General features: G+C 38.4%; 12 protein-coding genes and 1 pseudogene. All 13 read right to left on the bottom strand.

Features of this window, described 5'->3' with window-relative positions:
* Positions 1–155: 155 nt before the first annotated feature.
* Positions 156–2063, bottom strand: coding sequence for a glycoside hydrolase family 97 protein (locus IRZ78_RS23575; RefSeq protein WP_228520597.1), 1908 nt, complete (start codon positions 2061–2063; stop codon positions 156–158).
* Positions 2064–2078: 15 nt separating this feature from the next.
* Positions 2079–4517 carry a glycoside hydrolase family 2 TIM barrel-domain containing protein gene (locus tag IRZ78_RS23580; protein WP_194619560.1) on the bottom strand — a complete coding sequence of 813 codons (2439 nt, stop codon included), beginning with the start codon at positions 4515–4517 and terminating at the stop codon, positions 2079–2081.
* Between the two features lie 109 nt (positions 4518–4626).
* Positions 4627–6408 (bottom strand): NPCBM/NEW2 domain-containing protein, encoded by a 1782-nt coding sequence (locus IRZ78_RS23585; protein ID WP_194619562.1) that lies wholly within the window; start codon positions 6406–6408, stop codon positions 4627–4629.
* Between the two features lie 93 nt (positions 6409–6501).
* Positions 6502–7377 (bottom strand): sialate O-acetylesterase, encoded by an 876-nt coding sequence (locus IRZ78_RS23590; protein WP_194619563.1) that lies wholly within the window; start codon positions 7375–7377, stop codon positions 6502–6504.
* A 113-nt stretch (positions 7378–7490) separates the two neighbouring features.
* Positions 7491–9341 (bottom strand): beta-L-arabinofuranosidase domain-containing protein, encoded by a 1851-nt coding sequence (locus IRZ78_RS23595; protein WP_194619565.1) that lies wholly within the window; start codon positions 9339–9341, stop codon positions 7491–7493.
* Positions 9342–9403: 62 nt separating this feature from the next.
* The gene (locus IRZ78_RS23600; protein ID WP_194619567.1) at positions 9404–11020 is read right to left on the bottom strand and encodes an alpha-L-fucosidase; all 1617 of its coding nucleotides are present in this window, start codon (positions 11018–11020) and stop codon (positions 9404–9406) included.
* Between the two features lie 164 nt (positions 11021–11184).
* Complete coding sequence (locus IRZ78_RS23605; protein ID WP_194619569.1) at positions 11185–11535, bottom strand: L-rhamnose mutarotase; 351 nt, start codon at positions 11533–11535, stop codon at positions 11185–11187.
* A gap of 180 nt (positions 11536–11715) precedes the next feature.
* Positions 11716–12267, bottom strand: a complete 552-nt coding sequence (locus IRZ78_RS23610) for a hypothetical protein (RefSeq protein WP_194619571.1) — start codon at positions 12265–12267, stop codon at positions 11716–11718.
* Positions 12268–12435: 168 nt separating this feature from the next.
* Positions 12436–14073: an alpha-L-fucosidase gene (locus tag IRZ78_RS23615; protein WP_194619573.1), complete on the bottom strand. Its 1638-nt coding sequence runs from the start codon at positions 14071–14073 to the stop codon at positions 12436–12438.
* 44 nt (positions 14074–14117) lie between these two features.
* Positions 14118–16670 (bottom strand): RICIN domain-containing protein, encoded by a 2553-nt coding sequence (locus IRZ78_RS23620; protein WP_228520598.1) that lies wholly within the window; start codon positions 16668–16670, stop codon positions 14118–14120.
* Between the two features lie 495 nt (positions 16671–17165).
* The gene (locus tag IRZ78_RS23625; protein ID WP_194619577.1) at positions 17166–18701 is read right to left on the bottom strand and encodes a glycoside hydrolase family 43 protein; all 1536 of its coding nucleotides are present in this window, start codon (positions 18699–18701) and stop codon (positions 17166–17168) included.
* A gap of 150 nt (positions 18702–18851) precedes the next feature.
* Entirely contained in the window at positions 18852–20168 is a 1317-nt protein-coding gene (locus IRZ78_RS23630) for a glycoside hydrolase family 43 protein (protein WP_194619579.1), read from the bottom strand.
* 145 nt (positions 20169–20313) lie between these two features.
* Positions 20314–21044 (bottom strand): annotated as a pseudogene (locus IRZ78_RS23635) (beta-xylosidase); the annotation flags it as partial.

Raw genomic sequence — 21044 nt, forward strand, 5'->3', positions numbered from 1 at the left:
TTTTATACGAGCGTCTATAGGCTTGCTTTCATCCAGGTAAACAGCCTTTTGTGCCCATCCGCAAAAAGACAACAGACTAAATAGTAATACTAAAATGCTAATTTTTCTTTTTTTCATAATATTCTTTCGATGCAGTATCATACTACATCATTATTCTATTTTATTATACCAGCAAACCCTCCTCTTGGAAGACATTTAATTTTTAATACATCTCCTTTTTTAACTTTCATTTTTTCTGAAGAAAAAGATGTAGAATCATTTCCGTCTTTGATAAGCTGAAAACTGTGGTTTCCTTTGCCAAGAAAATCAAATCTTACCAATAAGGTCTGTTCTACATCTTTACCGTTTAACCCAGCGATATACCACTTATCTGCTTTTCTGCGAGCAATAATAACTTTATCCTCTGGGAAACCATCAATTAGTTTTGTATCGTCCCATGCAGTCGGCACCTGTTTCAAAAAATTTTTAGGTTCTGCCGGCAAAGATTCATATGCTGATGGCCTGTCTGCAAAATGCTGTAATCCTGATTCAAATACAACAGACAATGCCAACTCATGGCCATAAGATGTTATATGTTGATGCTGCGAATTTGAAAAGGTAACAGGCGTATAATCCATCGAACCAATTACATTTCGTGTAAAGGGAAGCGTAGTATTATGAACTGCGGCTTTATGGGTTAATACTTCATTATTGTTGTACCATTCGGCACCATATACGGCTTCTGTTGTCATCAGGTTGGGATAAGTTCGTGCCCAGCCACGAGGCACTGTAGCACCGTGAAAATTCACTAGTAAATGATATTTGGCTGCATCTTTGAGTATATCAATGTAATAGTTGATCATATCCTGCTGGTCACCGGCAAAAAAATCAACCTTGATTCCATAGACACCTATTTTATTGAGCCAGGAAAATTCTTTGGCACGTTTTTCTGCTGTAAGTAAACGATCATTTGGTGTAGGGTCAAGCCATATTGTACCGGAATTGTACCACATCAATGGTTTTATTGCTTTGCTTTTTGCATAGTTTACCGCATCAATTATATCTCCTCCATTACTCATTACATCCCATTCCCAATCAATCAACACATAGGGCCAATTCATTTGCGCAGCTAAATCAACATATTCAACAATCTTTTTGTAATCCTTGGAACCATGATTGTTTGCCCAATAAATCCAAGAAACCGCACCTGGTTTGATCCAATGCGTATCTTTCAATTGGGTTGGCCCACTAACATCGCTAATCAAAGTTGATTCGACAATATCTGATAACTTACCAATGATAAGTGTGTGCCACTGCGAATTCCAAGGAAATGTAGTTTTGACTCCTTCCTGCTTAAAATTATCACGGGGGTAAGGATATGTAACCTGATATTGATTAGCATTCTTTACATTACTTAGCTTTGCTCCGCAATTATTTTCTCCTATATCTGCCTCTGAAATTAATCCCCAAACGGGCTGATTATTCACTTTGTATAGTGCAGGAAAACCCCATTCTTGCTCTGTATTAGTACTCAAACCCGTTTTGCTAAATGGATAAAAACCTTCATAAGAAAGATTGAAAGGCTGCATCCAACGCGATGTGCCCTCTGGCAAAACATACGTTGTAGCCTCACTTATAATGCTAACTTTTGAATCTGATTGGTTCGGAAAAATATAACGAAAGGCAATACCATCATTATACACCCTAAAAACAATATCCAATGGCTGATGATTGGAATTTTCAAAACTGAATGTTTTTTCACTGCCTAAATTCTCACATAGTTGGCGTTTACCACAAACCATTTCATATTTATCGTGTATTGAGACAGGTTTTGATGTTGAAATCAAACGCAGGTTGTCTGTAAATTGTTCATCAACACGACTAATACCTAGTTTAGAATCTGGTAATACTTCTATAAACTTATTGTCAATTTTATACAATGCCTTAAAAAAAAGATCGCGTTCCGTATTCTTTTCAGAGAAATTCAAAACAACTTTTATTTTCCCATTGGGCGAAATTATTTCCTGTGCATTTATACATAATGAACTTAAAATAACAAATAATATAGGAATACTATGTTTCATTGATACTCTCATATATTAATTATTGTGCTTTGATTCAATGACTTTACTTTTTGCTTCTAATCCATTAGAGGTTACCGATAATTTAATTTCACCTGGCTCATGACTGCTTTTTATCACCACCAAAGCCCGTCCGTGCCAAGCTTTACGTGTATTGCCAACATATTGTTCGGTATCTTTCATATCAGCATTATCTACTCCTAGAATAACTCCTGGTCCTTCAATTTTAAAATCCAGACGGTTGGTTGCATTCGGCTGGAATATTCCATCCTTATCTGTTATTTCAATTGTTATATAGGACAAGTCCTGACCGTTTGCCAGTATTTCCTTTCTATCGGCTGTAAGTTTTATTTTTGCAGCCTCACCGGCAGTTTGCAAAATCGTTGATACTATTTCTTTATCATTTTCTACTCCAACAGCTTTAAGCACACCCGGAGAATATGGGATTGAAAAAGTAGCCTTAAATTGCTCCTCTTCACTCGTTTTTTGTTCACCAACCAGTTTCTCATTAAGGTATAACCTTACTTTTGGATATTTTGAATATACTTCAACCTGAATCTTTTTTCCATCAAAAAAAGGCCATGTCCAGCTTTCCCACGTTGGCCATACTGACCACCATGTTTCTTTTATTTCTAAAGGTTCCGGAGCTGGTTCACGAACCGCCATATAGAGTTTTTCGTTATTATTGTACAACATACTACGGTAATGAGAAATGGGTTTTCTCCAACCAAGCAAATCTATATCACCGCAATAAGCGCCATGATAAGGAAAGAAATCATGTTCCCAGTGTTCTCCAGGTACATCGCCCGAATAATACCAGCGTCCAATTCCCGATTCTCCCAAATAATCCATGGCTGTCCAAACGAAATCTCCAATTACATAATTGTTTTCCTGTACCAGTTTCCAATTGTTAAAAGCATCTTTGGGATAGGATTCAGTTTGAACTATAATGCGCGAAGGCACTCTTTTATGATCATCTGGAGCACTATTCAGATTGTAATTATATCCAGCAACATTGTGTACATTTATCAAAGAATCTAAGTTCTCCCATTTGTCTAAATTCACAACTGCAGAAGTTACAGGCCTTGTTGTGTCTATTTTTTTTACTTCCTCCAAAAGCATTCTAGCTGTTTCAATAGCCTCAGGTTTTCCTCGCTCTACAATTTCGTTACCTATGCTCCACATAACAATAGATGGATGGTTTTGATCTCTCAAAACCATTGCCTGTAAATCTTTTTTCCACCATTGTTGGAAATATTTTGCATAATCGTTACTGTTTTTTCCAATCTTCCAGCAGTCAAAAGATTCATCCATTACCAGTAAACCTAATCTATCGCAAGCGTCAAGAAATGCTTCAGAAGGTGGATTATGAGAAGTTCTCACTGCATTGAAACCACCGGCTTTAAGCAATTCAACTTTACGTTCTTCGGCACGATCAAAAGCAGCAGCTCCTAAGCAGCCATTATCATGATGCACACAACCACCGTTTATTTTTATTGTTTTTCCGTTTAACTGAAATCCATTTTCGACGGTAAATTTTATAGAACGGATACCAAAATTAGTCTTGGTTTCATCAATCACTTTTCTATCTTTTATGATCTGAATCTGAGCCTGATATAAAAAAGGAATTCCAGGTGTCCAAAGCTTAGGATTCGATACTGATATAGTCTGAGTTAATTCTTTCTCTTTATGCGCCTGAAGCTCTATTTGCATCTGGCCATTTCCAACATTTTTTAAAGTGTTATTGGAAAGAACTGTCTTTACAATAATACTCTGAGCAAATTCTGTTTCATTTTTTACCTTGGTTTTTACCACTACAACTGCTTTTTTTGAAGATACCACGGGAGTTGAAATAGCAACACCCCAATTTGTAACATGTAAAGGATCTCTAATCATCATCCAGACATGGCGATAAATACCCGATCCACTGTACCATCGGCTGTTCATTTGCTGTGAATTATCGACACGTACGGCAATAACATTTTCTTTTCCAAAAATCAAATATGCTGTAAGATCGTAACTGAATGATGAATAGCCATAAGGATAAATACCCAGCGATTTTCCGTTGATGAAAACTTCAGAATTCATGTAAACACCTTCAAAATAGATCGCTATTTTTTTCGCTTTCATTTCATCAGATATCTGAAAGGTTTTACGATACCAGCCAATTCCTGAAGGAAAATAGCCTCCACCTCCCCCAGTGGTATTTTTAGGATGAGTTTTCCCTTCGATACTCCAATCGTGAGGCAAATCAAGATTACGCCAGCCCGAATCATTGAAATCATTTGCTCTTGCCTCAGGAGCATCGCCTAAAAAGAATTTCCAGTTATAATCAAATAATTGTTTTCTTTCGGTTCTATTTTGTGCATATCCTGAAAGAAAGCCTATAAATAGTATAAATACGAATACTAGCTGTTTTGGGAGATATTGCTTTTTATGTGAATCTAAGTTCTTCATTTTGTTGTGTTTATTTCAAATTGAATTATTGGATATAGTATTCCTTTATGGATATGCTATTGCCTAATTATAACAAAGGCTTTACAACACTTTGCAGAAAATTATTATCTTAACGCAAAGGAGTTATGCGATACAGTCCTGCCCCATGTTGTGGCAATTCGCGTTCAAAGCTCCCATTAAAGGTTCCCAGATCTTTGTGATTCCACAAATCGCGCACTTTTACTTTTCCTTTTATATCAATGTGCTCAAAGTTTACTTTTACACTGGCCTTATCTGGAAAATTCAGTGTTCCTTTATCAACCAAAACTCCAAAATTCACTGAGCCTATTTCCTGTGTTACATAACCAGTTGCTGTAAAAGAATCATATCCTTCAGGCAATTGATAAACAATCACAGACTCCCCATGAGCACCAATTCCCTCACGTGTTTCATTATTTATAACAATTGGGTTATTGTCGCAGGTACGATTGACATTCGCTTCTCCCCATCCCGAGGTCGCGCTCTGCCATTTGAGGTCAGTGAGTTTTAAATCGCCTTTGGAACCGTGAAGTACAGGATCTACCCACACAATATGATCCCAATCAAACCCGTTGCCGCCATCTTTGACAAAGAGAACAAGTTTTTTACCCTCTTTTACCGATACTTCTATCTTTTGCGAGCTTCCTTTACCGGCAATTATTGGACTGAGATAATCGGCATTGTTGAAATCAAGATTCTCTCCCTTGCTTTGCGCGTTGAATAGAGCCACATACTTGTCTTTGCTATCAGGAACATCGGCTGTCCAGACAATCAGATTCTTTTCACGCGACACCTGACGGTTATTTATGCTGTGTTGATTTACTTTAAGCATTTCGGCATTGGTGAGCAATTCCTTGGTAGAATCGTCGAGCTTGGTCATGTCTCCACCAAAAATAAGCGGGGAACGACCAATAGCCCAAAGGCTCATAAGTGTATATTGTTCGTTTTTAGTAAAATTAGTTGGGCGATTGAATTCAACAATTCCAATGGGTAGCATATCGGCATCCGGAAAATGGCCGAATCCACGAAAGGGTGTCCAAACATCCAGTCGCTCAAACATGGCTTGCAACAATCCCCATCTATCCCAAAAATCGTCTGTGATACGCCACATATTGGCATGATTCATAACATGTTCCCCCATTTTAACAGGCGTTGCTCCAGGCGATAAACTTAGCAGAATGTGTCGGCCGGTTTTGTCTATTGCTTTGCGGAGCGCCTCAACTTCTGCCTTTTGCACATCATCATAAGGTCGTGAAATATCGTCGCATTTGATAAAATCCACTCCCCAGTCGGCATACATTTGCACAATGGAATTATAGTAAGCCTGACCCTCAGGCCTATTAGCATTAACCCCGTACATATCAGGATTCCATCCACAGGTAGAGCTTTTAATGGCAATATCCTGAGCTTTTAGCTTTGTTGCGAGTACTGGGGTATTTTTTTCCACAGCCTGACGAGGAATTCCACGCATAATATGAATACCGAACTTAAGTCCTTTAGAGTGCACATAGTCCGCAAGGTGCTTGAACCCTTTTCCATCTGCGGCCGAAGGGAATTTTTTCAGACCCGGAGTTAAGCGGCCATATTCATCCATGGTAAGTATCGCTTTAGGATCATAAGCATGTCCTTTTGATTCAGACTCATACCACTGAATATCAACTGTCAAATAGTTGTATCCGCTTGGTAAAAGGTATTTTGCCATTGCATCTGCCTGCTGTTTTATTTGCTCTTCGGTAACAGTTGTTCCAAAACAATCCCAACTGTTCCATCCAAGAGGCGGTGAGGACGCCCATTGATGATATTTTTTTGGGGCTCTTTGTGCATTTATAATGCTAAAGACAATTGCCAAAACCAAGGTGAATTTATATTTCATTTTTATTTTAATTAGGTTAATAGTTTTTATTTTTTCGATGTTAGCAACACAACATATCCACCTCTTCAAAACATTTTTTATCTCTCATAATAATTACTTATCTGCAAATCCCCCTTCATTCCTTGGGTATTTGACTTCGTATCCCAATAGAGCAAGCATTTCAAGACCATATCGCCTGCCTAATTCCCTGTAACCATTGGAATCAAAATGAGCATTATCAAATCCGGTACACCCCTGCGAGGAAATGATATGTGCCGATGGAATAGTATCGGGCAAGGTCCGTATAATAGGATTCATTTTTGAACAACAATTGCCATCGGCAGATAATAACTCGCCTGCCAAAAGTGGAACAGAATCGGCATTTAATGAAAGGTCGCTCAACATATCGTCGTAAATTTTCTTTACATACGATGTCCATTGTTTTTCTCCCGCATTCGTCTCGCCCTGATGTAAAAGGATTCCTTTAACAACGCCGTCTTTTTGAGCCAATTTGGCCAAACCAACAAGATATTGATAAGGATTCGAATCATAAGATGCTACAAGCGAGGTAAACCATTTATCCTTGTAGGTCGAATCGAAATCCTTGTAAATATCTTTATCGAACAGCCTAATGTCACAGCCAGCAACAGAAACATTAATAATTCCAACCGTAATATTATCCGGGAGATTGGCAACTAAAGTTCTTCCAAAATAGTCTGCAGGCGATAAACCTGAATTACATTGGCAAGTGGGCGGAACAGCAGGACTCCATTCTGCCTTTTTTCTATTCAAGGTTGGACAATCCTGCGCCTGAAACACTTTGAAGCGGTTATTTATTGTCTTGTCCTGACTCTGAATTGGAGCTGCTCCTTGCATGTTTGATTGTCCAAAACAGATAAAGATGTAAAAATTATGGTCTTGTGCAAAAGCTCCCGTATTGAAAACAAATAAGCTTACCACAGTAAAAATCAAAACATTTATCCTCTTCATATTTTTGAGTTTATTGTTAAACAATACATCACATCGAGATTAAAAACCTGTGAGTTTTTATAGAGAAAGCTGTTTTTTTCTTTTCAGCTATCAGGTACAAGAAAGGTTAATCCCTAATACTCATTTCGGATAGTTGCATACACTCCATAGGACTCATTAGTTACTTTGTAAAAAGGCAGAAGCGTATATTCTTTTCCATTATTTTTCAAGGTAAATAAGATCGAATTCTCTCTTTTAGAGATATTTTTCAAAATATCTGTCTCATTTCCCTTTAATATGGCTTCTTCATTAACTTGAAATGCTAATAAAACCGGTCCGTAAAACAGTGCAACAACATTTGGATTATCAGGCATTTTTTTTAAATTAAAATGATAATTAAAACGTATTTCTATCTTATCTGAGTTTTTCCACTTTCTGTCAATTATAAAATAAGACATCGGAGTTATATTAGTTGTAATGGGTTCTCCATTTACCAAAACCTGAGTTTGCTTGTCAGCCCAAGATGGGATAAATAATTTCAAGGCAAATGGCGTGGTTTTATTAGCCGTTATGTTAAACTTTACAATAGAATTACCTGGAAAATCAGACCATTGTGACAAAGTAATCCCTTTAGATTTCCATTTTACAGTGGAAGGAACATACAAATTGACCCAAAGGTTATCATCGTTATGAAAATAAATATTAGCATTTAAGTTGGTAAACGCCTCAATGGTAGTTCCGTTACAACAAAAAAACTCATTGGGACTGGCAAAGCTCTTCTTATTGGGAGAACCCAATGGCAAAGAATAAACATTCCATCCACTTTGGGCATTTTGCAGTGCAAAAACAGAATTATAAAGTGTATTCATATATACATCTGCGTATTGGGGTTGGGCAGTCCAACGAAACAATGTAGCGGTAATTTTTTGAGTGTTATGTGAAACGCATGACTCAGATGTTCTGTCAGTAAGAGTTGTACTTAAACAATCTGGTTTTCCCCAATGTTCTGAACTTTGAGCCGTTGGAGTGGCAGCAACAGGCCTTGGACCACTGCTAGAACCATTCACATAAGAATGATGATATTCCAACATATCCCAAAAATGAGAAACAACATCACGATAATAGCTGTCTTGGGTATTTTCATACCGTTTGGCAAACCCAATTATCAAAGGCAAATGAGTATTAGAATGCAAACCAGACAAAATATCATTCCCCTCATACAATGGCTGGCTGAACCATTTACGATCAAAAAGACAAGCCAATTTGTAATGAGTTGAATCTTTAGAAATTTCAAACAAATTCTGTAATACATCATTCATCCCACCCGCTTCATTTGCAGGATTTGCCTGAGGAGTATAGAGCATTTTTTCAATAGTATCAGGCGAAAGTTTATCCATACGCTCTTTTACATAAGCAGCCATATTAACAACTATTGCATAGGCTTTTTTATTTTGGGTTACTTTATAAACATCGAGCATTCCCTGCATCATTTTATGATAGGTATAGTACGGAGCCCAAACTCCGCTAAATTGTGTTTCCAATGTAGTAAAATCATTTTCGGGGAATGCGCCCAGGTATTTTCCACCAAGTTTTTGCTGACATTCTTCAAGCACATCAACCATATATTTTACGCGTTTTTGAAGCAAAGTATCGCCTGTTTTTTCAATTAAAGAAGCACAAGCCGACAAATAATGCCCCACAAAATGCCCTCGCAATCCCACCTTAGGTGACTCCCAGCCTTCTAAGGGTTTCGCTTTTGATTCAATTCCGGCATTTATCCTAAAATTGTGTAGTAGCCTCTCTGCATCAAACTGATAAATATACTTTGTATTGACCGTCTCCCGCTGCTTTACCCAGGATTCAGACAAAACAACATCTTTATTTAAAAATGCAATGGGCTGCTTTACCTTATCTAGGAACGATTGGCTAAAAACCGTCTGACAAGCAAATAAAAACCATCCAATATATTTTATTTTATTTTTCATATTGAAAATTGAATAACAGAAAATTATACAATATTGAAACTATGATTCTAAATTAGAAACAATTACTTCATAGCTATTTTAAAAACAATCGCAATATTATTCGGAATAGATTTTGGTTTTATAATTATCAATGAATCTGCTACTTGTTTCCAAGAAATTTTTTCTTTACTGCCAAGAAGTTCAATTTTTTTGATTTTTCCTGTTGCTTCTTTCTTTGCTAAAGACTTCAATGAAATATTTTCTGTAGGTTTACCCATCACCGTGGCATACAATATATTTCCTTTCTGATTGTATCGAATATCTTTTGCTGAGTATTGTATTTTTCCTTCATTAAATCCCTGGCTATTAATAGGGTTCGATAAATCAACAGCTGGTCCTTCACCGTACAGTTTCCAAGGACGGGTCTCAAAGATGCTTTCTTTGTTTATGTCCATCCAGGCTGCAATACCTTCAAGAACAGCGACTTCTTTCTCATCAATTGTACCATCTCCACGCACAGGAATGTTAAGTAATAAATTTCCATTTTTACTGACAATATCAACTAAAGCACAAATCACACTTGCAGCCGATTTATAACGATTCTCATCATACACCTTTCTGTTATAATGCCAATCTCCAATACAAGTGCAGGTTTGCCATGCTTTTTCTTGTGGTTTGTCAGGAGCTCCGCGTTCTACATCCCACACCATACATTGCTTTTGTTTATCTGAAAGTATTTTACCAAACAAAACCGCTTCAAGCTTTCCTTTGTGGGTTGCCATATTATGGTTGTAGTAATGAGCAGCTATTTTTAAACCAGCATCGCTAGCCGGATATAATGGGAGTGCTGTATCATCAAAATAGAGCAGGTCGGGGTTATACAAATTAATGAGATCCATAGTGCGGTTATAAAAATTTTCACAGTACGCTTGGGAAGGCCATGAGCTTTTATCTTGCCATTCCCAATTCCATCCCTTTCCTTTGCTTGGTTCATGATTTTGTGCATACAATTCCTGAGGATCCAATCCTTCCCACCAAGTGCCTTTTCCAGCTGCTTTTGTAAGTTTTCCATCGTATGGAATACCGCTAAACTCTCCAGATTTATCGGCGCCCTGTGCCGTTTCGTACCACATCCATGCATGGGCAGCATGTACACTCAATCCAAAAGGAAGCCCCTCTTTTTTAGCGGCTCTTGACCAACCATTTATAATATCCTTTTTAGGACCAACACGAACAGAATTCCATTCTTGGTACTTGCTGTCCCATAAATCAAGGTTGTCGTGGTGATTGGCCATCGCAAAGAAATATTGGGCGCCCGCACGTTTGTATAACTTTACCAATTTTTCAGGATCCCAATTCTGGGCTTTCCAGTCTTGGATTACATCTTTAAAACCTACTTTAGAAGGGTGACCATAATGTTGCACATGCCATTTATAGTAATCAGAACCTTCTTCATACATGCCACGTGCATACCAGTCGCCCTGTTCAGGCTGACACTGTGGTCCCCAATGTGCCCAGATTCCAAACTTTGCATTGCGAAACCAATCTGGAACTTTATATTGGCTAAGAGATTGCCATGTTGGCTCAAACTTGCCAGAAGCAATGGGCTCATTGTTGGTATTAACTACCACTATTTTATCTTGTGCCACTACCGTAAAACTGCACAAAAGAAAAATTACTCTCAAAGAAATGATTTTCATAAAGAAATACTTTTTTTACTTGTTTATACTTTTTTTAATGTTAGTATAGATCTTCTATAGGACACAATCCAATTCTTATTTGCGCCATTGGCTTTGATACTGTGCTTCTATAAAATAAATTACTACCAACATTTATTAATCTCCTGTTAAGCATCTTTAAATTATCAATCCATTTTATAAATGCGATCCATCAATTTCCATTTTTGATCGGCGCTTGCCTCAGCAGAGCTGTTCTGAAATTGGGACATATGCGCTTCCCATTCACTTTGACGTGGCTTTAGCGCTAATTCTATCATCGCTTTGTCATGGTCAAAATCTGCTGTGGTGTCCATAATCATGAAAAGTTTTGTTCCAAGAAGATAGATTTCCATATCGATAATCCCGACCTCCTTCATTCCTTGAGTTATTTCTGGCCATGCTGCCCCTTTGGCATGGGCCTTTTTATAAGCTTCGATTAGAATAGGCTCGTTAAGCAACTCCATGGTTTTGCAGTAACGTTTAAATGAAATTTGCATTTTTTACAATTGTTATTTTATTGATTAAAAGATAGTATTTGTTTGTTGTTTTCAGATTCTTGTTATCAGGCTATTTAAATAATAAATCTTATATGAAATGGAGCCAGCAGCATTTTAACGCTGGCTCCATATAAAAAATTCAATTATTTTTTTTAAACCATCTCTATTTAGTCACCACGCTTACAGCTTCTTTCCAGTAATTACAAAATTATCAAACATTACAGCATTAGAAATCAAAGAATTAGGATTTATTCTAAGGCTTACTGTTTTATAATTTCCTGAAGGCAAAGCAACCAATTTTGTTTCTTTAGACCATCCTCCACCACTAGCAACTGTAGGTAGCGCTACCCAAGAAGCACCACCATCAAGACTTGCTTCAATTTTTGGTGCTACAGCATCTCCTGCATCTTCAACAACAAGTTCATAAGAGAGGTTTAAATTTGTAAAACCAGCCACATTGATATTAGGTATGGTAACAGCAGCGCCTTTAGATTCTATTTTCAAATTATATTGCTCACCCCACCCTTGGCGCAAATTTATATTGGCATCGCCAGTAGTTTTTAGATCTATTCCACCACTCCATGTCCCTGCCTTTGTAGATGGTTTAAATGTATACATATAACCATCACCAGCGACAGCAACATTTGATTCAAAATTTTCGGCATACAGAGTTTGCTGTGCATTGGCTAAGATCCCCGTTAGAGCAAAAAATAATAGTGTGATTTTTTTCATGATAATTTGTTTTTTTTTAAGTTTATAAAATATTGATTAGAAATAAGTAATAATTTGTTTAAAACATCTAGGACAAAATAGTTTCAGGTATAGACATTTATCTCTATATCATCCTAGTTATTAAAAAACATTTTTTTTGAAATATTCGTCTTTTAAATTAGTCTATATCTATTTTTTTATTTTAAGCACTACTGCAATATCATTGGGGATAACTTTTGGTTTTATAATTACCAATGAATCGGCATATTGCTTCCATGAGAGTTTCTCCTTGCTTCCAAGTATTTCGATACTCTTAATTTTACCATTTTCTTTATTCTTACCAAGCAATTTCAAGCTCATATTATTTGAAGGCACTCCTAAAAAAGTTGCGTAAAGGATGTCTCTTTTTTGATTGTAGCGGATGTCATTTGCCGAAAATTTTACTTTTCCTTCATTAAAACTTTTGTATTCTCCAGGTTTTACAGCATCTGAAACCGGTCCTTCACCATAGAATTTCCATGGACGTGTATCAAAAATGCTTTCTTTATTCACATCCATCCAGGCTGCTATTTCTTCAAGAATTGCAACTTCCTTATCATCAATCGTACCGTCTCCCTTAACAGGAATATTAAGTAGCAGATTCCCATTCTTGCTAACAATGTCAATCAACATGCAGATTACAGTAGCTGCAGATTTGTAACCATTATTTTCATAAACCGATTTACTGTAATGCCAGTCTCCTATACAGGTACAGGTTTGCCATGGCAAATCTTCGATTTTATCTGGCGCACCTCTCTCTACATCCCATACCATGCTTTTTTTTTGTTCATCATTCAGCATTTTACCAAACAATACTGCCTGCAACTTGTCATTATGGGTTGCCATATTATGATTATAGAAATCTGCTGCAATTTTTAATCCTGCATCGCTTACAGGATAGAGAGGCAATACACTATCATCAAAATAAAGTAAATCTGGATTATACTTATTGATAAGATCTATGGTGCGATTATAGAATTTTTCACAATAAGCCTGTGAAGGTATTGAGGCACCGTTGCCCCAATCCCACTGACCCCACAAGGCAAATATATCTTTATCGCTTTTTGTGCTTAAAGGATGGTTTTGTGCATAAAGCTCCTGCGGATCAAGTCCTTCCCACCATGTTCCTTTACCATCGCCTTGGGTCAATTTTCCATCGTATGGAACTCCTGCCAATGCTCCGTTTACATCTGCTCGTTGTGATGTTTCAAACCAAGTCCATGTATGCGAAGCATGTATACTAAGTCCGAATGGAAGATTATATTTTTTGGCTGCTTTTGACCAACCAGTTAAAATATCTTTCTTTGGCCCCACACGAACCGAGTTCCACTCTTGGTATTTACTATCCCACAAATCCAGATTATCATGATGATTGGCCATGGCAAAGAAATACTGGGCGCCTGCTCGTTTATAAAGTGCTACCAATTTTTCTGGATCCCAATTTTGGGCTTTCCAATCATTAATAACTTCTTTGAACCCAATTTTGGATGGATGTCCGTAATGTTCTACAAACCATTTATACTGGTCACTGCCTTCATTATACATGTGCCTCCCAAACCAGTCTCCCTGCTCTGGCTGACACTGAGGTCCCCAGTGAGCCCATATCCCAAATTTGGCATTTTGGAACCATTGCGGAGTTTTATATTGCTGCAGTGATTGCCAGGTCGGCGCAAACTTTCCTGCAGCAACCCCTTCATTACCCTCCCTGATAGGCAATAAATACTTTTGCTGAGCTGCCAAAAACTGTAAAAACAGGATACAAACTACTATAAACCGGCTCCTTTTCATATACCTTAATATTCTTTTATATTTATAATTTTTTTAAAGCAGATCTATTTTTTAATAATCTTAAAGGATTTTGATAAATTTGAGTTTACTCCTTCAACTTTCACTAGATATAATCCGGGCTGTAATGAAGACCCCATTAACAATTGTCCTGATTCAGTAGAGGATTCTGCTTCTTGTACTTTTTTTCCTGCAACATCAAAAATACTTACACGAATTGGCTCACTTGATTTTGCAGCCTCAACCTTAAAATTAGTACTAAATGGATTTGGAAAAAACGCTATTGAAAAGTTTGACTCTTCTGAAATAGCACCTTTAGACACCGAATTAATATTTAAACTTTGAGTTCCTACTATATTTATTGACCATTCCTGATTAAAACTGCTACTCTGGCCCCATTGAAATAAATCAGCACCGTTGGTAGTAGTACCCATTCCATCGAGATACAGTCCTGAAACTTTATTCTTAAACTTCACATAACTTCCTGTAGTTTCGCGTGTCCAATATTGTGCATCACTGCCACTATAACTATATTGTCCTGCAAGGGAACCATTGGTATTTCTATACATGCCATCAAGGTATAGGTTTGTAGCACGATTCTTTAACAGTACATAATTTCCAACCGGTTCAATTGACCATTGTTGCGCCGTTGCACCGCTGTTAGCATATTGTCCTGCATTGGAACCATTGGCGGACCTGTACATCCCATCCATCAACAAATTGGTACCTCTATTGGCTAAAGTAACGTAGGAAACAGAAGGTTCTGTAGAATCCCAATAAATTAAACCTCTTCCTCCGGCAGCGCCCATATATACTCTTCCATCAACATTCATGTCTCCGATCAGCAATGGTGTTCCTCCAAACTGATGGGTATCATCATTGATTCTGATCCACGTAGCACCCTGGTTAGCTGACCTGAAAAGGCCCGTAATGCCTGACACGGTTCCCCAAATGAAAATAGTAGGATAGCTTGCTCCGGCCATTGTCTTTCCTATCCCAACCGTTGTGCAATAAGAGACATTGGAAAGAGTAGTATAAGTCGCTCCGTGGTCGGTAGAATATTTTAAACCATTGCCACCAAGAGGCACCCAAATGTGTCCTTCCAAGCCGGGTACTGAGCGGATCAAAGTTGTTGCTACCCAAGGCTCAAATGTATTGGTACCAGGAGTACCTGCTACTGAAAAACTGACCCCCTTATTGGAACTTGAAAGCATCTGCCCGTTAATTGGATTATAGATATAGAAGTAATTTGAGTTTACCTGGTCGGCCACAGGAACAGCGTCTGGAGACGATACACCTGAACAAGCCGACCAGCTTGCTCCATTATTGGTCGTGTAGTAGGTAGTTGTGGAACCATCTCCAGGGCGGTGCAGAATCGTACCTCCATCGGCGCTGATACCTACCCTTCCATGTGGTCCCATATTAGTAGCCGAAGCCGTCCATGTAGCCCCCTTGTTGGTAGAATAGTAAATAACGCTTCCCCCACTAGAGGCTCTTACTACTTTATTTGTGTTGCCAGCAGCATAAGCAATGCTCTGGTTATTCCCATCTGTAGGAGAAAGTTTTGCTGATGGAAAAGAAGTCAACGGATCATGTACAAAGCCACATACGTCTCCGAAAGAGGAAATAAACGGCCCTCCGGGTATACTTATCCCGTCTAGGAATGCGGTCTCTTCAATTCCAATCACATCACACTTCCAAGAAGGATTCGTAGCGGCAATATCCGAACAGGTATATACGCCTCCGCCTCCTATTACCCGTACTTTTGAAGGATTGGATTGGTCAAACTCGATACAGTCCATCCAGTTAACCGCGCCATCACCTGTCCATGCCATGCCATTATTGTTATAAGTAGCGTTAGTGCCATTCTTAAGGGTCCAGGTCGATCCTGCATCGGTGGAGAGGAAAATAAAGTCTCCCCAACCACCACCGTACTGGTTGTTACTATAACTACCACAAGAAGAAACTATTACCCTGTTAACATTAGTTGGGTCTATACTTACCCCGCCGTATGAATGGTCCTTCCAACTAACAGGGGTAACATTTGTCCACACTCCTGTAGCAGTGTTGAGCTTATATAACTTCCCATCGCCATTGGTGGCCGGACCTGCACCATCCGCATAGGTGGCATACATGGTAGTTCCCTGTAAAGCAACCCGATGCGGCATAAAAGCAGTGGTTGCGGAAATGTCTGTAAAGTTGGCACCTCCGTCTGTACTTTTATAAATGTTTCCTCCCCCGGTGCGGGAAACCCCTATGTAAATGGTTTGACTGGCTCCGTTTACCACATTGCCCGAAGGATCAAACAAAACAAAACATATCCCGTTACCATTACCAGTGGTAGTTACTGCGTTCCATGCAAGGTTCCAGCTAACACCTGCATCTGTACTTTTCCATAATCCGTTAGCCCTGCTTCCACAGAATAAAATGTTACTGTTTTTTGGATCTACGGCAAGACGTTCTCCGTTCCCGCGACCATTCCCATTTCCATGGGTTTTAAACTTAGCCGTGACATCGGTATAGGTGAAGGTATTTCCTTTGTCGGTGGATTTCAATATAGCCGTTCTTCCGTTTTTCATATACTCGGTGCCACAGAGCATATATATATTATTAGCATTCTGGGGATCAAGCGCTAAAGCATCCACGCCAATAAATCCACTTTCCGACTCATTGAGCCAGTCTAACAATTGAATCCATTTATTGTTGGCTTCATCCCAGCGATAAGCTCCGCCCACATCCGTGCGGCAATACCTATCACCAGATGTTTTATGGGTAACGATCCCTGTGACAAACCCGCCTCCGCCGATCGGAGCATTCTTCGATGTATAAGTCTGGGCATTTGTTAAAACCGAGCTAAATACCAAAATAAGATATAGAAATAAAATTCTTAAATTACATGTATTTTTTTTCATAATTTAATAGGTTTATGGGTTCATAGTACTAATACAAAAGCATTTTAATTATATTCTACTTTTTCTTTCAGATTCCAAATGATCTGAACTCAAAAAAGCTTTATTACCTTTTCTTCCTTGTTTTATCACCAACAAGAAAGCATGGTAGGGATAAATAAGACTCTCCCTTAGAGGACCATGAATTTATTGATCAATAAATTTCCATTGATCAAACAAAAAACCCTCTCCGTTAAATACAAAATAGATGTTCCCTACTCCTTTATCTATTTTCAGTGCAATTTTCTTTGAAAGCGTAGTCCATTGCTTCCCGTCAGATATAAGGGAAACAAGAGGAGTACCTTTAAGAGTATTTACATAAACATCAATTTTACCTTTCCCTTTCACCCTGGCTTGGAATTTGGAAGGAATCTGTTTGCTAAAATCAGCTCCTCGAACCATCAGACATTGCTTGTCTGCTTTTCCTTTGGCAACCATATTGCCCAGATTCCCAACAGCTTCAAACTGGACTTGCCCCGAAGTGCCTCCAGTGGTTTCTGCCTGCTGAAGAACAAATGGATTTAATGGGCTAAGTTGTGAGGTACCTTTAAAAGTTGCTTTGCCCATGTGGATATTCACATTCTTTTCATCCACCTGTATCTCTTCAATCCCTACATTACGAAAACCTCCCTTAGTGCCAAAATAATCCTGTAAATACATAGCATGGTAAGTAAGATAATATTTCTCTTTAAACTTAATCAGGTGCGTGTGATTGTTTGTCCAAGGCCCTACATTATCTTCGCCGGCATTCTTAAAGTAATTATCACGATACTTCCAACTATCAGGATTTAAAGGTGTTTTACTGGTCATATAAGACATATTGCATATGGTTGGTTTATCAATGTTGGTATAAGGCCATTGGATACGTTCTTTCCAACTTGTATTAAAGGTATAAACCCAGGTTTCATTGATAAAATTAAGTTCGCTGGCCTCAAAAAAATAAGGGGCGGGAATCTTAGCTACATTACCAGACAAACTGATCATATCTGCTCCTAACTTGACAATATGGGCAATACCTGGCATATAATCTGTTTTCGGCGTTCCCCCTCCAAAAGCCAGCCAGCCTGTACCTTGGTTATCAATGACAACTCCGGGATCAAATGGAGCATCGCAATCCACTCCGGGGACAGAACGGTCCACTATGTTCTTTCCTAATGGATCAGTCCACGGGCCAACAGGAGAAGTAGAAGTAAGCATGGCTGTTCCACCACCGCCATTGGAGTAATACAAATAGAAGTGCGTCTTACCATCTGCTTCCAGTCTGGATGTAATGGACGGTGCCCAAGAATTCTGATTCCATGGCGCCAGCTTTGCTGTATCTATGAAGCCATGATAGGTCCAGTTGACCATATCATCTGAAGAGATCATCACCAGTGTGCGGATTTTCTCGTATGAATTTTTCCCATCCTTTCCTACATGCTCATACTGTTGGTGATCATTTGTGGCATACACATACATTCTTCCGTTGTATTCTACAGCTGTAGGGTCAGCCGTAAACATAAAATCTAATAATGGATTGGCATTATTGGTGAGAAGTTTAGGCGACACATTTGCGAACTTTTCTTCCAGGTTTTCTTTAATCTCTTTCGGTTTATCCGAATTGGTCTGAGCTGATACGAATTCTCCGCATCCCAAAAAGGATATGGCAACCATCGTACTTAATAGCACTTTTTTTCTAAACATGCTTGGTTAATTTACTTATGAAAGATAATTTTTATTAATACTTAATTTTCTGCCCCTCACTAGGGTATCCTCAACAAATAAAGGTGTTAAATAATGTTACTGGTTGTAAGACTAACAACGCAACAAAGGCGATAAACGATCAATTCTACCTTATCTAAATTTCCACCAATCTACATTGAACAAATCTCCCTTTTCTCCTTTAAACACAAAACACAAATCGTGCACGCCTTTGGTATTCTTAATTTTTGCAGAGAATGTTTCCCATGTATTACCGGAATTATTTATTTCGCACACGCCCAATATATTACCATACTGATTATCAAGACGAATTTCAATTTTTCCTCCAACCAAAGAAGTACAGCTCATATCAATCGCATTTGCTCCTTTACCAAAATCAACACCTTTTACAATAAGGTAGTCATCATTATTAATTTCTGTAACATACATTCCAGTCTTACTATCCTTTTGGGTCTTCAACCCTTCGCTCCAGGAAATGGTTTCTGCTTCTCTACGCTTAAAGGGATTTAAAGTCTCTATTTGTTTAGTTCCTTGTGTCGTCCAGTGAGGAAGTTTCTGAATAGTACCGTCTTGGTTGAAGTTCATCTTCTCGAGACAAACCGAACGCCGTTCATGTTTGGTGAAAACTTTGGCCCAAAGTAACGCGTAATTGAATCCGAACACATAAGTGTTGCCCTTATAATCAATAATACCGGGATGGTTGCCAAATGATGTACCATTGGGATCCATAATCATTCCTTTGTATGTCCAAGGTCCAACAGGAGAATCGCTCATGGCATATCCCATTCCTTCTGGACAGCAAGAGGAAGCATAAGCCATATAATAATGGCCTTTACGTTTATAGATCCACGGACCTTCTTGGTAGTTCGCGGGTTTGGTCGGTTCTTTTATTATATCACCGGAAAAGGAAATCATATCTTCATTCAACTTTACATAAAACAAGTCAGGATTACCCCAATACAAATACGCCTGTCCATCATCATCGATCAATACCGTTGGATCAATATCACCCCAACCTTGTAGGGTAATAATAAGGGGCTTATCAATTGGATCGGTAAAGGGTCCGTATGGGCTGTCGGAAACCAATACCCCGATTCCTTTTGAGGGTATTGAACAGTACAAATAAAATTTTCCATTTCTTTCAATGCACTGAGCAGCCCATGCTCCGTGGTTCTCTGCCCAGCTAAAACTCTTAAGTGATGCTACGCTGCCCCTATCTGTCCAATTCACCATGTCCGTTGAAGTATAAAGCAACCAATCCTGCATTTTGAATTCTTTAGCATCATCTTCATCATGGCCGGTATAAAGAAATACGGTATCCTTATAAACCATTGGTGCCGGATCTGCCGTGAATTTGGTTTGTATGATAGGGTTCTGCCCTGATACGTGACAAACAAAAATGAATGTCTGGAGAAAAATTGCCAATGATCTTTTTAGAAAAATTTTCATATTACTATTTTAGTATGTTTATTTAATTAGGCTCTATTTAAAATCCTTAAATTTTCAACCTAGTTGGTGTTTTCACCAACTAGAAAGTAAGATAAATAAATACTGGAATCCTTAACTTAAAGCATCAATAAACCAGCAGCCATGATTAATAAATGAATTTCCATTCATCAAATAAAAAACCCTCTCCGTTAAATACAAAATAGATGTTGTATACTCCTTTATCTATTTTTAGATCAATTTTATTGGAGAGCGTAGTCCAGTCATTCGCATCACATACAAGCGAAACTAAAGGAGTACCTTTAAGAGTATTTACATAAACATCTATTTTACCTTTTCCTTTAACCCTGGCTTGGAATTTGGAAGGAATCTGTTTGCTGAAATCGGCTCCTCTAACCATCAGACATTGTTTGTCTGCTTTTCCTTTGGCAACCATATTACCCACATTCCCAATAGCTTCAAACTGAACTTGCCCAGAAGTACCTCCTGTGGTTTCTGCTTGCTGAAGAACAAATGGATTTAATGGATTCAGTTGCGATGGACCTTTGAAAGTTGCGTTGACCATAGGGATATTCACGTCATTGCCTTCATCCACTGGTACTTCTTCTATACCCACATTACGAAAACCACCCTTAGTGCCAAAATAATACTGTAAATACATGGCATGGTAAGCCAAATAATATTTCCCTTTAAACTTGAAGAGGTGACTGTGATTGTTTGTTAAAGGCCCCACATTAACGTCGCCAGTATTCTTAAAGTAATTATCACGATACTTCCAACTACCCGGATCTAAAGGTGTTTTACTGGTCATATAAGATATGTTGCATGCAGTTGGTTTAGCGATATTTTCATAAGGCCATTCATTGCGTTCATCCCAAT

This window comes from Flavobacterium sp. CSZ (assembly GCF_015350725.1).
In the GTDB taxonomy this organism is placed as follows: domain Bacteria; phylum Bacteroidota; class Bacteroidia; order Flavobacteriales; family Flavobacteriaceae; genus Flavobacterium.

What these genes read in the sequence shown, in the direction of transcription:
- IRZ78_RS23575 (WP_228520597.1), bottom strand. Translation starts at nt 2,063, where the DNA reads ATGAAACATAGTATTCCTATATTATTTGTTATTTTAAGTTCATTATGT.
- IRZ78_RS23580 (WP_194619560.1), bottom strand. Translation starts at nt 4,517, where the DNA reads ATGAAGAACTTAGATTCACATAAAAAGCAATATCTCCCAAAACAGCTA.
- IRZ78_RS23585 (WP_194619562.1), bottom strand. Translation starts at nt 6,408, where the DNA reads ATGAAATATAAATTCACCTTGGTTTTGGCAATTGTCTTTAGCATTATA.
- IRZ78_RS23590 (WP_194619563.1), bottom strand. Translation starts at nt 7,377, where the DNA reads ATGAAGAGGATAAATGTTTTGATTTTTACTGTGGTAAGCTTATTTGTT.
- IRZ78_RS23595 (WP_194619565.1), bottom strand. Translation starts at nt 9,341, where the DNA reads ATGAAAAATAAAATAAAATATATTGGATGGTTTTTATTTGCTTGTCAG.
- IRZ78_RS23600 (WP_194619567.1), bottom strand. Translation starts at nt 11,020, where the DNA reads ATGAAAATCATTTCTTTGAGAGTAATTTTTCTTTTGTGCAGTTTTACG.
- IRZ78_RS23605 (WP_194619569.1), bottom strand. Translation starts at nt 11,535, where the DNA reads ATGCAAATTTCATTTAAACGTTACTGCAAAACCATGGAGTTGCTTAAC.
- IRZ78_RS23610 (WP_194619571.1), bottom strand. Translation starts at nt 12,267, where the DNA reads ATGAAAAAAATCACACTATTATTTTTTGCTCTAACGGGGATCTTAGCC.
- IRZ78_RS23615 (WP_194619573.1), bottom strand. Translation starts at nt 14,073, where the DNA reads ATGAAAAGGAGCCGGTTTATAGTAGTTTGTATCCTGTTTTTACAGTTT.
- IRZ78_RS23620 (WP_228520598.1), bottom strand. Translation starts at nt 16,670, where the DNA reads ATGCTCTGTGGCACCGAGTATATGAAAAACGGAAGAACGGCTATATTG.
- IRZ78_RS23625 (WP_194619577.1), bottom strand. Translation starts at nt 18,701, where the DNA reads ATGTTTAGAAAAAAAGTGCTATTAAGTACGATGGTTGCCATATCCTTT.
- IRZ78_RS23630 (WP_194619579.1), bottom strand. Translation starts at nt 20,168, where the DNA reads ATGAAAATTTTTCTAAAAAGATCATTGGCAATTTTTCTCCAGACATTC.